Source organism: Curtobacterium sp. Csp2 (genome assembly GCF_013347165.1).
Genome location: NZ_CP054593.1, coordinates 3690241 through 3703158 on the forward strand (window position 1 = coordinate 3690241; position 12918 = coordinate 3703158).

Here is a 12918-nt window from a genome sequence, read left to right on the forward strand (position 1 = left end):
GCCGGGTCAGGGCGTCCTGGACGTCCCCGGTCAGCTCGCGTTCCGGCGGCAGCCGGGACCCGGGCAGGTACTCACCGACGGCGACCGCGGTGACGAGCCGGTCCTCGACCTCGTCGACCCGGCTCTCCGGCGCGCGTTCCGCCACGTCGGCCCCTCCCGTCCTGTTTCGTCCACGTTAAAGGACCGGAAAAGGTCTTGCAGCAGACCTTTTCGGGAGCCATGCTGAGCGGCATGTCCCGCATCACCGAAGGCACGATGCCGTTCCGCGACGGCCACACCTGGTACCGCGCCACCGAACCCGACTCCCCGACCCCCGGTGCGCTGCCGCTCGTCGTGCTGCACGGCGGCCCCGGCATGGCCCACGACTACCTCCGGAACCTCGCGGCCCTTGCAGACGAGACCGGTCGGACCGTCGTCCACCACGACCAGTTCGGCTGCGGCCGGAGCTCCCACCGTCCCGACGCCCCCGTCGACACCTGGGTCCCGCAGCTCTTCGTCGACGAGTACGCCGCGCTCGTCGAGCACCTGGGCCTCGGCGACCACCACGTCCTCGGGCAGTCGTGGGGCGGCATGCTCGGCGCGGAGATCGCCGTCCGGCAGCCCGAACACCTGCGCAGCCTGATGATCTGCAACTCCCCCGCGTCGATGCAGCTCTGGGTCGACGGCGCCGCCGAGCTCCGCGCGCAGCTGCCCGGGGACGTCCAGGACGCCCTGACCCGGCACGAGCAGGCCGGCACGGTCGACGACCCCGAGTACCTCGCCGCGACGCAGGTCTTCTACGAGCGCCACGTCTGCCGCGTCGTCCCCATGCCGCAGGACTTCGTCGACTCCGAGACCCAGATGGAACAGGAGCCGACGGTCTACCACACGATGAACGGCCCGAACGAGTTCCACGTCATCGGCACCATGCGCGACTGGACGATCGTCGACCGGCTCGACCGGGTCGCCGTCCCCACCCTGGTCGTCGCCGGCGAGCACGACGAGGCCACCCCCGCCACCTGGCAGCCCTTCGTCGAGCGCATCGCCGACGTCCGCCAGCACGTCTTCCCCGGCGCCAGCCACTGCACCCACCTGGAGCAGCCGGAGGAGTTCCGCCGCCTCGTCGCCGCGTTCGCGGCGACGCACGACGACCACCCCACCGTCGCGGACCGGCCCACCTCCTAGGTCGCGACCCCACACCGGACGGGAGGCGCGGCACCACCCCGCCACGATCCTCCCGTCCGGCTCCCCCCACCCACGCACCGTCTCCCCGAACGGAACCGTCATGTCGCAGCAGCACAGCGAGCTCTCCGCACAGCAGCAGCTCGAGGCCTACGGCTACAAGCAGGAGCTCAAGCGCTCCGTGTCCACCACCGACCTGCTCGTCTACGGGCTCGTCTTCATGGTGCCGATCGCCCCCTGGGCGATCTTCGGCACCGTCTACAACGCGTCGAGCGGCATGGTGCCGCTCGTCTACCTCGTCGGTCTCGTGGCCGGACGGGAGGCGCGGCACCACCCCGCCACGATCCTCCCGTCCGGCTCCCCCCACCCACGCACCGTCTCCCCGAACGGAACCGTCATGTCGCAGCAGCACAGCGAGCTCTCCGCACAGCAGCAGCTCGAGGCCTACGGCTACAAGCAGGAGCTCAAGCGCTCCGTGTCCACCACCGACCTGCTCGTCTACGGGCTCGTCTTCATGGTGCCGATCGCCCCCTGGGCGATCTTCGGCACCGTCTACAACGCGTCGAGCGGCATGGTGCCGCTCGTCTACCTCGTCGGTCTCGTGGCGATGATCTTCACGGCGCTCGCGTACGCGCAGATGGCGAAGTCCATCCCGCTCGCGGGCAGCGTGTTCTCCTACGTCGGCCGCGGCATCCACCCCACCGCCGGGTTCTTCGCCGGCTGGGCGATCCTGCTCGACTACCTGCTCGTCCCGACGCTGCTCTACGTGTTCGCCGCGGAGAGCATGGTCGGTATCTTCCCCGGCACGCCCCGCTGGCTGTGGGCGCTGCTCTTCGTCGCGATCAACACCGTCATCAACCTGCTCGGCGTCTCGTCGCTCAAGCTCGCGAACCGCATCTTCCTGCTCATCGAGCTCGTGTTCGTCGCGATCTTCGTCGTCATCGCGATCGTCGCCCTCACCGGCGGCACGGTGCCCGGTGCCTCGTTCTCGACCGACCAGGTGTGGGACCCGTCGAAGGTCTCCGCGCCGCTCATCGCGAGCGCCCTGTCCATCGCGGTCCTGAGCTTCCTCGGCTTCGACGGCATCTCGACCCTGTCCGAGGAGTCCACCGGCCGCCGCGGTGGCGCCGGACTCGCGATGATCCTGGCGCTGGTGATCGTCGCGTTCCTGTTCGTCCTGCAGACGTGGCTCGCATCCGCCCTGGCCGCCGGCCGGGACGCGTTCCCGGACAGCGAGGTCGGCAACGCCTTCTTCTCGATCGTCGAACAGGCCTCGTCGAGCGGGTGGGCGACGGCGTTCTTCGCGGTGAACGTCCTGGCCGTCGGCATCGCGAACGCCATGGCCGCGCAGGCCGCCACGAGCCGCCTGCTGTTCTCGATGAGCCGCGACCGGCAGCTCCCCGCGTTCCTGCACAAGCTGAACGGCCGACAGGTCCCGCAGAACGCGATCATCGTCGTCTCGGTGCTGTCCGCGATCCTCGTGCTGTTCTTCGTCGGGCAGATCGACACGATCTCGTCCCTGGTGAACTTCGGCGCCCTGTTCGGCTTCATGCTCCTGCACGTCTCGGTGTTCGTGCACCACGTCGTGAAGGGGAAGTCGCGCAACTGGCTGCTGCACCTGGTCGTCCCGCTCATCGGCTTCCTGATCATCGGGTACGTGCTGCTCAACGCCGCGGTCGAGGCCAAGGTCGGCGGCATCGTCTGGCTGGTCGTCGGTGCGGCCGTGTTCCTCTACTACCGTGCGACGGGACGGTCGACCGAGGTCGGCTCGGAAGGAGACCACGCATGACCCCCGACCACCACCTGCCGAACACCCTCGGCGTCCCCGGGTTCGACCCGGCACGCGAGCCCGTGCTCCGCATCACCCCGGGCAGCGGCGAGACGATCGGCTTCGAGACGACCGACGCCGTGTACGCCGAACTCGACCGGCACCACGACCTGGCCCAGCTGCAGGCACCGATCAACCCGGTGACCGGCCCGGTGTACGTCGAGGGCGCGATGCCGGGCGACACCCTGGCCGTGCACATCCACGACATCGAGCTGACGACGCACGGCTGGTCGGTCTCGCTCCCCGGGTCCGGCGCGCTCCAGCACGTCATGCCCGATGGGGTCTTCGCGCGCCGCTGCCCGATCTCCGACGGTGTGGTCCAGGTCTCTGACCGACACCGCTTCCCTGTCCGCCCGATGATCGGCTGCATCGGCGTCGCCCCGGCCGAGGGCACGAACTCGACGATCATGCCCGCGTACGCCGAGGGCGGGAACATGGACGTGACCGAGGCCCGCCCCGGCTCCACCGTGTACCTGCCCGTCCGGGTCCCCGGCGCCCTCCTGTCGATCGGCGACGTGCACGCGATCATGGCCGAGGGCGAGTCGTCCTTCGTCGCGATCGAGGCCCAGGGCACCGCGATCGTCTCCGTCGACCTGCTGCAGGGCGGGCCCGCGCTCCGGGCGCCGCGCATCGAGACGCCCGAGGAGTGGCTGTTCGTCGGGCTCGGCGACCCCGTGCAGGAGAGCGTCCGTCGCGGGTACGAGGACGCGTTCGCGTTCCTGATCGACGAGCACGGGTGGAGCGCCGAGGACGCGTACGCGGTGCTCAGTGCCGTGGGCGACTCGAAGCTCGGCGGGCCGACGGGCTCCGGCGACCCGGACCCGCTGCACCCGTTCGCCGCGGTGGGTGCTGTGACGCTGCACCGGGTGCCGAAGGCGGTGCTCGGCGGCGCCGCGGGCTGAGCCGCGGCGGGCGGCCCGGCCGACTGCGCTCCGCACAACCGGAAGCACTCCGCGCCATGGTTCGCCGTGGCGCGGAGTGCTCCGCGTTGTGCGGCGGCACGCTGCACAACGATCCGCCCGCCGCACTGGACCGCGGGCTGAGCGCACCCTCATCGCGCGGGAGCCGGCCGCGGCGGTACCTTCCTGTCGTCAGACGATCGTCTGGCGACAGGAAGGAGCGGCGGCATGGTGCTGCACCAGGTCACCACGGTCTACCCCGGACTCGACGTGCCCGCGGTCGAACCGTGCTCGTGCGCGTCCGACGTCGACCACGTCGAGGTGTACCCGACGTGGAGCGAACTCGTGGTGGAGCCCCTGCGCCGGGCGATCCGCCGTCGAACGGAGGACGTGACGATCCGCTTCCTGGACGACGAGGAGACGGAACACCCATGGAACGCCACACCCGCACCGCTGGACGACGGACCGCGATGACGACCGCCGTGCTGCTGAGCCTGATCGCGACGGTGGTCGGCTCCGGCCTCGTCGCAGCCCGACCCGCGATCGCCGCGCCGACCACGTCCGACACCACCACCACCGCCGGCACCGACACCGGACGGCTCTCGGGCGTCGGTGACCTCGTCGTCAGCCGACTCGCCCTGGCCGAGCCCGTCGCGGAGAGCAAGTGGCTGAGCGGGAAGCCGATCGCGGACCCGGCCCGCGAGCAGGCCGTCGTCGACGCGGGCGTCGCCCGGGCCCGAGCCGAGGGCGTCGACCCGGACCTCGTGACCCGGGTGCTCCGCGACCAGATCGCGGCGAGCAAGCTCGTGCAGCGCGGACTCTTCACACGGTGGACCCACGAGCCGTGGTCCGCCCCGACGACCGCGCCCGACCTGACCGCCGTCCGCACGCAGATCACGCAGATCGACGACGACCTGGTCGACCGGCTCGCGGCGGTCGCGCCGATCGCCGCGGCGCCGCGCTGCGCCCACGCCGTCGAGGCCGAGCGACACCGGGTCGAATCCGGCCTCGACTCGCTGCAGCGCAAGGGCCTGCACGTCGCGTGGTCGAACTTCTGCACCGACTGACGCCGAGGCCGACACCGACGCGAACAGTGCTCCTAGAGTGGTGCCGGGTCGACCCGACGGCCCGGCACCGACCAGGAGGACCGTGAACCGACGACAGGCAGCGATGGCCGCGTCACGTGGAGCGATCGTCGCCGCGGCGGGGGCCCAGTTCGCCCGCTACGGCTACGAGGCCACGAGCTTCGCCCGCATCGCCGAGGCCATGGGACGCCCCAAGTCCGCGATCGGGTACCACCTGTTCCCGTCGAAGCACGCGCTCGCCGTCGCCGTGATCGAGGAACAGCAGGTCCGCTGGGTCGAGACGGCCGCTGCCGCCGCCGACGAGCCGGCCGGGGTCGAACGATTGACCCGCGTGCTGCTCGACACCGCGCTCGAGACCCGCGAACGCCCCGAGGCGGGCGGCGCCGTCCGCCTGCTCCGCGAGCTCCTCCACACCGACGTCGAGGTCCCCCGCGGCTTCGTCTGGGCCGACTTCATCCGAGAGCAGCTCGACGCCGCCCGGCCCGCGGACGCCCCGGCGCTGCCCGACCGCGCCGAGGACCTGCTCCTCGAGGCGACCTTCGGGCTCGTCACGTCGGCCGCGACGACGACGCCGGACGACCTCGTCGCCCGCCTCCGCGCGCTCTGGGTCCCCCTGCTCGTCTCCTTCGGCATCGCCGACGCCGACGTACGGGTCGCCTCCGTCGCCGACGCGACCACACGCGGCCCCGCCTGACGGCACCACCGTCGGACGGGAGGCGCGGGGCGGGCCGGCACCGTGCCTCCCGTCCGGTGGGTCACGGGCCCGACGGTCGATCAGTCGTAGCCGAGGACCACGGTGCCGTCGTCCTCCTGCTCCGGTGCGGTCGGGAGGGTCGGTCGCGTCAGGACGGTGGTCACGACCGCACCCCGCGCCCCGGGGTCGCGGGGATCGCGTCCCAGACGTCACCCCAGACGAGCTCGAACTCGACCCGTCCGACGCGGTCCTGCCGGTGCGCCCGCTCGAGCACGGTGAGCGCGTCGAGCGATCCGTCGAAGAGCCGGCGGTCACCGTGCTCCTCGGGGCGGCCGTTGCCGTGGAAGGTCGTGACGGTCAGGGTCCGGACGGCCGGGCGGGTGCGACGGGTGGCACGGGCGAGGACGAGGAACCCGACGACGTTCAGCGTCACGGCGAGCCCGACGGCGACGAACGGACGGTCGTGCAGCACCAGGAGCAGCACGGCAGCGGTGAGCGGGCCACCGAGGCGCCAGGCGTGCCAGGCGCGGAGGAACAGGAGCTCGGTCGCGTTCGTGCCGGGCGGGTAGACCTCGAGGGTCCGGGCACTCCACAGCGCCCGGGTGACGGGCTGCACGGTGTAGCGGCCCCAGAGGTGCTCGCCCTGCAGGCTCCGCGCGCGGCGGCCCGGGGCGTGGCGGCCGCTGCCGGTCGCCGGTCGGTCGGTGTTGCTGTCCACGTCCAGGAGCCTCGCCCCGGGGACGTGCGGTGGGCCGGGCACTGACGGATCCCTCACGCGGCGGGGTCGGGTCCTTGCGGTCCGCTCACGTCGGATCGGCTCAGGTCGGTCCGCTTGCGTCGGTCCGCTAGCGTCGTGGCGTGACGACGACGCGTGGGGCCACCGAACCGGACAGCAGGGGCAGGACCGGTCTCGACCGGGTCGGCCGAGACCTCGACCGCAACCCGGACGTGGTCGTCCGGGACGTCGAGGTGACCTCGGACGGCTGGCACGTGCTCCGCCGGACGACGTTCGACGTCCGCGGGCGGGACGGCTCGTGGACGACGCAGCAGCGCGAGACCTACGACCGCGGCAACGGTGCGGCGGTGCTCCCGTACGACCCGGAGCGCGGCACCGTCCTGCTGACCCGGCAGTTCCGCTGGCCCGCGTACGTCAACGAGCACCCGGACGGCATGCTCGTCGAGGTCGCCGCCGGCCTGCTCGACGCCGACGACCCGGAGACCGCGGTCCGGCGCGAGGCGCACGAGGAGCTCGGCGTCCGTCTCGGCTCGTTGACCCACGTCGTCGACGCGTACATGAGCCCGGGCTCCGTGACCGAGCGGGTGCACTGCTACGCGGCGCCGTACTCCGCGGCGGACCGGGTCGACGCCGGCGGCGGGGTCGCCGACGAGGGCGAGGAGATCGAGGTGCTCGAGGTCCCCGGCGACGAGGCGCTCGCGATGCTCGACGACGGTCGCATCGTCGACGGCAAGACGATCCTGCTGCTGCAGTGGGCGGCGCTCCGCGGGCTGATCGGGACGGGAGCGGGTCGATGACCCCGCACCAGGACCGCGACCTCGCCGTCGCCCTCGTGTCGCGGGCCGCCGCGCTCGCCGCGGAGATGCGGGCGTCGGGCACCCGGGCCGAGCAGAAGACCTCGGCCGCCGACCTGGTGACCGCGGCCGACCGCGCCGCCGAGGACCTCGTGCACGGCCTGCTCGCCGAGCAGCGTCCCGGGGACGGCGTCACCGGCGAGGAGGGCGCCCACGACGACCCGGCGAACGGCCGCCGTTGGACCGTCGACCCGATCGACGGCACGTACAACTACGTCGTCGGACTGCCGTCCTGGTGCAGCGCGGTGTCGCTCGAGGTGGACGGTGAACTCGTGCTCGGTGCCGTGCGACGACTCCTGCCCGACGAGACGTGGGTCGCCAGCGCGGGCGTGACCATGTGCGACGGCGTCCCCGTACCGGCGATCCCCGACGTCCCGCTCGGGTCCGGGGCCGTCGCGACGTTCCTCAACGCCTCGCACCTGCGGGAGCGTGCGACCGCGCCGCTCTTCGCACTGCTCGGAGCCGCCGCGACGATCCGGATCAGCGGCTCGGGGTCGTGCGACCTGGCGGACGTCGCCGCCGGGCGAACGGCGCTCTGGGTGCAGACGGACTGCGCCGACTGGGACTGGCTGCCGGGCCGGGCGCTCGTCGAGGGTGCAGGCGGCGCGGCCGAGGTCGTGCGGGCGCACGGGCACGACTGGCACCTGGCGGGGGCACCGACCGCGGTGCGCGAGGCCGCGGCGCTGCTGCGCGCGGGCAGCGCCTAGCGGGGTCGGCGGCGCGCGGCGGCGCGCTCTGCTGCCGAACAACCAGAAGCGCGCCGCGCCACGGAAGTCCCGGGCGCGGCGTGCTTCCGGTTGTGCGGAGACCACCACACCGCCCCGCACAACACCGCACCGCACCGCACCGCACGGCTCAGCGCAGCGCCGCCGCCGCCTCCCGCAGTTCGCGCAGGACCGCCAGGGTCTGCACCGCGAGCGGCTCGTCGTCCGCGACGCCGCGCCCCGACCACCGCTCGAACCCCTGTGTGAAGGCGAGCACGCCCATCTCGCTCGCGAGCCGCGCCCGTACCGCGTCGACCCCGCGCGCGAGCAGCGCGTCGGTCATCGCCGCGGCCAGGCCGACGCTCTTCAGGGCGTCCCGCTCGCGCAGCTCCGCACTCGCGGCCACCGCCGCACGGAGTCTGGGCCCGAGCTCCCGGTTCACCGGGCCCATCTCGGCCGAGGCCCGCTCCACCCCGTTCGCGACGGCCTCGAGCGGTGTCGCCCCGTCCGGCGCGTCCGCGATCCCTTCTGCGAGCAGTCGGCTGAGCGTCTCCTGCCCGGCGACGAGCAGCTCCCGCTTGTCCGGGAAGTGCCGGAAGAAGGTGCTCTTCGTCACCCCGGCGCGCTCGGCGATCTCGGTCACGGTCGTGTCGTCGTACCCCTGCTCGGAGAACAGGTCGACCGCGGCCAGCACCAACCGCTCCCGTGCACCGGGTTCCCACCTCGCCATGCGCCGATCCTACGGCCCGACGATCACTGACGGGACTCTTGTCCCATCCGATTCGCGCACTGACGGGACAACGGTCCCGTCACGTTCCTAACGTGATGGCACCACGGTCCCGTCACTCGACGGGCCAGACAGGAGCACACCATGCACGTCTTCGTCACCGGCGGCACCGGCACGATCGGCACAGCCGTGATCGCCGAACTCCGCTCGGCCGGCCACACCGTCACCGCCCTCGCCCGCTCCGACCGCTCCGCCGAGGCGCTGGCCGCCCAGGGCGCCGACACGGTGCGCGGGAGCATCGCCGACCTCGACGTCCTCCGGGCCGCTGCCGACGCCGCCGACGGGGTCGTCAGCCTGGCGTTCGCGAACGACTTCGGCACGGCGGAGGGCCTCGAGCAGGCCATCGCGGAGGAGTCCGCCGCGGTCCACACCCTCGGCGAGGCACTCGTCGACACCGGCAAGCCGCTCGTCGTCGTCTCGGGGACGCCGTGGGTCCCGGGCCGGCTCGCACTCGAGACCGACCCGCTCCCCCTCGACGGCCCGGTCGCCGGACGGGCCCGGACGGTCCTCGCCGCCCTGGACCTGGCCGACCGCGGGGTCCGGGTCTCGGCGGTGCGACTCCCCCGCACCGTGCACGCCGACGGCGCGGGCGGCTTCGCGGGCATCCTCACCGAGACCGCGCGGGCATCGGGCACCGCCGGCTACCCCGGCACCGGCGACCAGCGCTGGCCGGCGGTGCACGCCCGCGACGCCGCCGCGCTGTTCCGCCTCGCGCTCGAGGACGCGCCGGCCGGCTCCACCTGGCACGCCGTCGCCGACGAGGGCGACCGCGTCCGCGACCTCGCCGAGGTCATCGGCCGCCGCCTCGGCCTGCCGGTCGCCGCCGTCCCGGACGACACCTTCGGCCCGTTCGCTCCGATCTTCGCGACGGACCAGCCCGCCTCCGGGGCGGCGACCCAGCGTGCGCTCGGTTGGCAGCCCACCCACCCGAGCCTGCTGGCGGACCTCGAGAACGTCACCCCGTGACGGACGGGAGGCACGTGGCGGCGCCGCCACGTGCCTCCCGTCCGGTCCGGTGACCGCTCCGAAGCCGCGCACCTGCGCGCTCCCTCAGCGGCGCGGCGGCCCGGTCCCGGCGCACTGACGGCGGCGACCGGGAACCTGGGCGGATGACCACGCCCGCCGCTCCGTCGGCACCGCAGCCGACCCCCGTCCCGCGAGTCGGGCGGTCCCGTCGCTACCGGAACCGGCTCGTGCTCATGGTGGTCGTCGGGGTCGTCGTGGCGGTGGTGACCGGGCTGACGGTCGGGCCGCGGTGGGCCGCCTCGGTCGGGTGGGCGGCGGCGTGCGCGTCGTACGTGGTGACCGCCTTCCCGCTCCTGCGGGCCGACGCGGAGCGCACCGCGCGGCTGGCCGACCGCGAGGACCCGCGCCGGACGGTGTCGGACCTGCTGCTCGTCGGTGCCTCGGCGGCGAGCGTCGTCGCACTGCTCGTCGTGCTGAGCACGGCGCGGGGGCTGCACGGGACGGCGCAGGACCTCGCGGCCGCGCTCGGCGTCGTGAGCGTCTTCCTGTCGTGGCTGCTCGTGCAGACGCTCTTCACCCTCCGGTACGCCGAGCTGTACTACAGCGGCACACCGGGCGGGATCTCGTTCAACCAGGACGAGCCGCCGCGGTACTCGGACTTCGCGTACTTCGCGGTCACGGTGGGGATGACGTACCAGGTGTCCGACACGTCGATCACCTCGAGCACGGTCCGCGTGACGACGCTGCGGCACGCGCTGTTGTCGTTCTTCTTCGGCACCGTGGTGATCGCGAGCGTCGTCAACCTGGTCGCCGGGCTCGGGAGCTGACGGGCACGGGCGCGGCGGCGTGTCGAGGGGCGTTGCCGTCGCTCAGACGACACCTTCCTCGCTGACCCGCCACCCGTCCGCGGTGTGGCGGAGGAACAGTCCCCATTCGTTCCACCCGTCGGGCATCCCGGACACGTTCCGCACGTCGACGGTGAACCGGACGGACGTCTCCCCCGTCCCGTCGTCGGGCTGGGTGGTGGGGTCGCTGAACCGGCCGTGCCCGAGCAGGTGCGGGTCCTGGCCCGTGAACGTGTCCCACCAGGAGACGCACCAGGTCGTGTCGTCCGGGTCGGACAGTGCTCGCATGGTGGCGCAGTCCCGGTGTTCAGCCGCTCGCCAGAACGTCTCCGCGACGGTGCGGGCGGACGCGGAGCGTGGTGGGACCGCGACGAAGGGGGTCGACCAGGACGGGGCGATAGCTGCGACGACCCCGACGACGGCGATGGTCGCCGCGCCGAGGAGGGTCCCCCGGCGGATCTGCTGCGGTGTGGGCACGGTCCATGCTGACGGGTCCGGGGCGCTGGCCCGGTCGCGACGCGCGGGGGCGGCGCGCGCGTGCGTCGCGGGGGGCGTCGCTCGCGTCGAACCACGGATGCGACGTCGAACCGGGCGCGGGGGCTGGTTCGACGTCGGGAACGTGGTTCGACGGTCCCGCGCGGGCGGGCCGCACGGGGACGAACGGCGAACCCGATGCCGTCGTCCCCGTGGACGCCCCCGTCGCGCGGACGGGTGCCCGCTCCCCGGTGGTACCCCCACCGGGGAGTCCTCGCGCCGCCGGGCGGGCGCCGCACGGATCCGGTGTCGGACCGGTCGGCGCCGTCCCCGGCGGGCGTCCGTCAGGCGGAGCGCTGGAGCTCGTCCTGCTCGTCGACGGTGATCTCGACCGTGCGTGACGCGACCGGTCGGCCGAGCGCCCGGTACTCCCAGCCCGCGGCGCGGTACCGGTCGGCATCGAGCGCGTGCCGGCCGTCGACGATCCGCCGGGTGCGCACGAGGGCGCCGAGGTCCTCCGGGTCGGCGTCGCGGAACTGCTGCCACTCGGTGAGCAGCACGACGACGTCCGCGTCGACAACGGCGGCGGTCAGCGACGGCGCGTACCGGAGCTCGGGGCGGACCCGGGCGGCGTTCGCCATCGCCTCGGGGTCGTACACAGTGACGATCGCCCCCGCATCGCGGAGCATCCGGGCGACGTCGAGCGCCGGGGCGTCCCGGATGTCGTCCGAGTTCGGCTTGAACGCCGCGCCGAGCGCCGCGACCTTCTTCCCGGCCAGGTCGCCGTCGACGAGCTCCGCCACGAGGTCGACGGTGCGCTGCCGGCGACGGAGGTTGATCGCGTCGACCTCGTCGAGGAAGCGCACGGCCTGGCCGACGCCGAGCTCGTCCGCGCGGGCCGAGAAGGCCCGGATGTCCTTCGGCAGGCAACCGCCGCCGAACCCGAGCCCCGGCTTGAGGAACCGGCCGCCGATCCGCGTGTCGTGCGACAGGGCGCTCGCGAGCAGGCTGACGTCGGCGCCGGTCGCCTCGCAGATCTCCGCCATCGCGTTGATGAACGAGATCTTCGTGGCGAGGAACGAGTTCGCGGCGACCTTGACGAGCTCGGACGTCGGCAGGTCCGCGACGACGAGTGGCGTGCCCTCGTCGAGCACCGGGCGGAAGGCAGCGCGGAGCTGCGCCTCCGCCCACGGCGACTCGACGCCGAACACCAGGCGGTCCGGGTGCAGCGTGTCCTGGACGGCGTAGCCCTCGCGGAGGAACTCGGGGTTCCACGCGACCTCGACGTCCGCGCCGGCGGGGGCGACCTCGCGGACGAGGGCGGCGAGCCGGGCGGCGGTGCCGACGGGCACGGTCGACTTGCCGACGACGAGTGCCCGGCGGGTGATGTGGCTCGCGAGCTCGCGGAACGCGCCGTCGACGTAGGTCAGGTCCGCGGCGTTCGAGCCGCGCTGCTGCGGGGTGCCGACGCAGACGAAGTGCACGTCGCCGAACTCGGCGGCCTCCTGCATCGAGGAGGAGAACCGGAGCCGCCCGGACGCGAGCGCCTCGGCGAGCTTCTCGGGCAGACCCGGCTCGTGGAACGGGACCCGGCCGGCGACGAGTGCGTCGACCTTCGCCGGGTCGACGTCGACGCCGAGCACCTCGTAGCCGAGGACGGCCATCGAGACGGCGTGGGTGGCGCCGAGGTAGCCGGTGCCGATGACGGTGAGGCGCGGCTGCTGGGCGACGGGCGGGAGGTCCCGCGTCGGGAACGGGGTCACGGGGACGGACATGGTGGACTCGCTTTCGGGGGCGAGGCGGACGCGCCACGATCCTCCAGTCCGGTGTGACCTGGGTGCCCACCGGACGTGACCGGTGAGTGCCGATCCACGTGCTGGCGGGG

The 12918-nt window shown here is 73.4% G+C and carries 14 protein-coding genes; 10 read left to right on the top strand and 4 right to left on the bottom strand.

The genetic code is table 11. From position 1 onward, the window contains the following. Positions 1 to 231 precede the first annotated feature (231 nt). The 6 genes from HUN59_RS17930 (at position 232) to HUN59_RS17960 (ending at position 5667) form a co-directional block, all read left to right on the top strand. On the top strand, positions 232 to 1164 hold the full coding sequence (locus HUN59_RS17930; protein ID WP_254629871.1) for a proline iminopeptidase-family hydrolase: 933 nt from the start codon (positions 232 to 234) through the stop codon (positions 1162 to 1164). 100 nt (positions 1165 to 1264) lie between these two features. Then, on the top strand, positions 1265 to 2950 hold the full coding sequence (locus HUN59_RS17940; protein WP_254629934.1) for an APC family permease: 1686 nt from the start codon (positions 1265 to 1267) through the stop codon (positions 2948 to 2950). Beyond that, positions 2947 to 3891: an acetamidase/formamidase family protein gene (locus HUN59_RS17945; RefSeq protein WP_174779146.1), complete on the top strand. Its 945-nt coding sequence runs from the start codon at positions 2947 to 2949 to the stop codon at positions 3889 to 3891. The genes HUN59_RS17940 and HUN59_RS17945 overlap by 4 nt, the downstream gene beginning before the upstream one ends. A gap of 225 nt (positions 3892 to 4116) precedes the next feature. Further along, complete coding sequence (locus HUN59_RS17950; RefSeq protein WP_174779147.1) at positions 4117 to 4362, top strand: hypothetical protein; 246 nt, start codon at positions 4117 to 4119, stop codon at positions 4360 to 4362. Then, positions 4359 to 4955, top strand: a complete 597-nt coding sequence (gene aroQ, locus HUN59_RS17955; RefSeq protein WP_174779148.1) for a gamma subclass chorismate mutase AroQ — start codon at positions 4359 to 4361, stop codon at positions 4953 to 4955. Before HUN59_RS17950 ends, aroQ begins: the two co-directional genes overlap by 4 nt. Positions 4956 to 5037: 82 nt before the next feature. Further along, entirely contained in the window at positions 5038 to 5667 is a 630-nt protein-coding gene (locus HUN59_RS17960) for a TetR family transcriptional regulator (RefSeq protein ID WP_141861442.1), read from the top strand. Positions 5668 to 5827: 160 nt separating this feature from the next. Here the strand turns inward: HUN59_RS17960 and HUN59_RS17965 are convergent, their stop codons facing one another. Beyond that, positions 5828 to 6385, bottom strand: coding sequence for a DUF6611 family protein (locus HUN59_RS17965; RefSeq protein ID WP_174779149.1), 558 nt, complete (start codon positions 6383 to 6385; stop codon positions 5828 to 5830). A gap of 140 nt (positions 6386 to 6525) precedes the next feature. Here HUN59_RS17965 and HUN59_RS17970 point away from each other — a divergent pair, with 140 nt between their 5' ends. Next, positions 6526 to 7200 (top strand): NUDIX domain-containing protein, encoded by a 675-nt coding sequence (locus HUN59_RS17970; RefSeq protein WP_174779150.1) that lies wholly within the window; start codon positions 6526 to 6528, stop codon positions 7198 to 7200. Continuing rightward, complete coding sequence (locus HUN59_RS17975; protein ID WP_174779151.1) at positions 7197 to 7964, top strand: inositol monophosphatase family protein; 768 nt, start codon at positions 7197 to 7199, stop codon at positions 7962 to 7964. Before HUN59_RS17970 ends, HUN59_RS17975 begins: the two co-directional genes overlap by 4 nt. Positions 7965 to 8112: 148 nt before the next feature. Here HUN59_RS17975 and HUN59_RS17980 read toward each other — a convergent pair whose 3' ends face one another. After that, the gene (locus HUN59_RS17980; RefSeq protein ID WP_114851082.1) at positions 8113 to 8691 is read right to left on the bottom strand and encodes a TetR/AcrR family transcriptional regulator; all 579 of its coding nucleotides are present in this window, start codon (positions 8689 to 8691) and stop codon (positions 8113 to 8115) included. 141 nt (positions 8692 to 8832) lie between these two features. Here HUN59_RS17980 and HUN59_RS17985 point away from each other — a divergent pair, with 141 nt between their 5' ends. Together HUN59_RS17985 and HUN59_RS17990 are read left to right on the top strand one after the other, a co-directional pair. Further along, complete coding sequence (locus tag HUN59_RS17985) at positions 8833 to 9714, top strand: NAD-dependent epimerase/dehydratase family protein (protein ID WP_174779152.1); 882 nt, start codon at positions 8833 to 8835, stop codon at positions 9712 to 9714. Between the two features lie 143 nt (positions 9715 to 9857). Next, complete coding sequence (locus tag HUN59_RS17990) at positions 9858 to 10541, top strand: DUF1345 domain-containing protein (RefSeq protein WP_174779153.1); 684 nt, start codon at positions 9858 to 9860, stop codon at positions 10539 to 10541. Between the two features lie 42 nt (positions 10542 to 10583). On the opposite strand, the gene HUN59_RS17995 is transcribed toward HUN59_RS17990, so the two are convergent. Together HUN59_RS17995 and HUN59_RS18000 are read right to left on the bottom strand one after the other, a co-directional pair. Then, positions 10584 to 11036 (bottom strand): hypothetical protein, encoded by a 453-nt coding sequence (locus tag HUN59_RS17995; protein WP_174779154.1) that lies wholly within the window; start codon positions 11034 to 11036, stop codon positions 10584 to 10586. A 341-nt stretch (positions 11037 to 11377) separates the two neighbouring features. Then, the gene (locus HUN59_RS18000) at positions 11378 to 12808 is read right to left on the bottom strand and encodes a UDP-glucose dehydrogenase family protein (protein WP_174779155.1); all 1431 of its coding nucleotides are present in this window, start codon (positions 12806 to 12808) and stop codon (positions 11378 to 11380) included. Positions 12809 to 12918: the final 110 nt, after the last annotated feature.

Coding starts and splice junctions, on each gene's coding strand:
- HUN59_RS17930 (WP_254629871.1), top strand. CDS start 232: ATGTCCCGCATCACCGAAGGCACGATGCCGTTCCGCGACGGCCACACC.
- HUN59_RS17940 (WP_254629934.1), top strand. CDS start 1,265: ATGTCGCAGCAGCACAGCGAGCTCTCCGCACAGCAGCAGCTCGAGGCC.
- HUN59_RS17945 (WP_174779146.1), top strand. CDS start 2,947: ATGACCCCCGACCACCACCTGCCGAACACCCTCGGCGTCCCCGGGTTC.
- HUN59_RS17950 (WP_174779147.1), top strand. CDS start 4,117: ATGGTGCTGCACCAGGTCACCACGGTCTACCCCGGACTCGACGTGCCC.
- aroQ (WP_174779148.1), top strand. CDS start 4,359: ATGACGACCGCCGTGCTGCTGAGCCTGATCGCGACGGTGGTCGGCTCC.
- HUN59_RS17975 (WP_174779151.1), top strand. CDS start 7,197: ATGACCCCGCACCAGGACCGCGACCTCGCCGTCGCCCTCGTGTCGCGG.
- HUN59_RS17980 (WP_114851082.1), bottom strand. CDS start 8,691: ATGGCGAGGTGGGAACCCGGTGCACGGGAGCGGTTGGTGCTGGCCGCG.
- HUN59_RS17985 (WP_174779152.1), top strand. CDS start 8,833: ATGCACGTCTTCGTCACCGGCGGCACCGGCACGATCGGCACAGCCGTG.
- HUN59_RS17990 (WP_174779153.1), top strand. CDS start 9,858: ATGACCACGCCCGCCGCTCCGTCGGCACCGCAGCCGACCCCCGTCCCG.
- HUN59_RS18000 (WP_174779155.1), bottom strand. CDS start 12,808: ATGTCCGTCCCCGTGACCCCGTTCCCGACGCGGGACCTCCCGCCCGTC.